The sequence below is a fragment of the Streptomyces sparsus genome (genome assembly GCF_054776295.1).
This window is the reverse complement of sequence record NZ_BAAHCA010001341.1, coordinates 1-984: the sequence shown is the minus strand read 5'-3', so window position 1 is coordinate 984 and position 984 is coordinate 1. Positions and strand designations below refer to the sequence as shown.

The window sequence follows — 984 nt, the reverse complement described above, 5'->3', positions numbered from 1 at the left end:
CCGCGCAGCAGCGCGGAGTGGTCCAGTCCGCCGTCGCCCTGGGCGCGCAGGGAGGCGACCAGGTTCGCGACCACCGCGCCGACCGGCAGGGCGGCGCCGACGTCGCGGGCGGCGTCGGTGACGATGCCCATGTCCTTGTGGTGGAGGTCGACGCGGAAGCCCGGCTTGAAGTCGCGCTTCTTGAAGTTGTCCTTCTTGCGGTCCAGCACGGTCGAACCGGCGAGTCCGCCCGCCAGCACGTCCAGGGCCGCGTCCAGGTCCACGCCGGACTTCTCCAGGAAGACCACGGCCTCCGCGCAGGCCTGGATGTTGACCGCCACGATCAGCTGGTTGGCGGCCTTCACCGTCTGGCCGGCGCCGTGCGGACCGCAGAGGACGACGGTCCGGCCGAGGGCGTCGAAGATCGGCTCGACCCGGTCGAAGTCGGCCTGCTCGCCGCCGACCATGATCGAGAGCACGGCCTCGACCGCGCCCGCCTCACCACCGGAGACCGGGGCGTCCAGCACGCTGAGGTCCTTGCCCGCCGCCGCCGCGGCGGCGGCCACGGCCTGGGAGGTCTGGGGGGTGATGGACGACATGTCGATGATCGTGGTCCCGGGGCGGGCGTGGGCGATGACACCGTCCTCACCCAGGATCACGGCCTTCACCTGCGGGTCGGCGGGGACCATGGTGATGACCACGTCCGCCTCGCGCACCGCCTCGGCGATCGAGCCGGCCGTTTCGCCGCCGTTGCGGGCGAGGCGGTCGAGCTTCTCCTGCTCCAGTGTGTGGCCGACGACCCGGTAGCCGGCCTTGACCAGGTTCTCGGCCATCGGGGAGCCCATGATGCCCAGGCCCACCCAGGCGATGGTGGGGCGTTCGGAGCCGGTGGGTGCGGGATTGCTCATGAGGGTGCCTTTCGGTGTCGCGTTCAGCTCGGTGTCGCGTTCAGCGGGGGGCGTCGGGCCGGTCCCGACGCGGGCGGCCGGCCGACGGGGCGGGCCG

At 72.8% G+C, this 984-nt stretch carries 1 protein-coding gene; it reads right to left on the bottom strand.

Annotated features, from left to right (window positions below):
- Positions 1–887 (bottom strand): 2-hydroxy-3-oxopropionate reductase (locus tag ACYVE9_RS28320; RefSeq protein ID WP_461030741.1); only part of this gene is annotated, 887 nt, incomplete at its 3' end.
- Between the last annotated feature and the right edge of the window lie 97 nt (positions 888–984).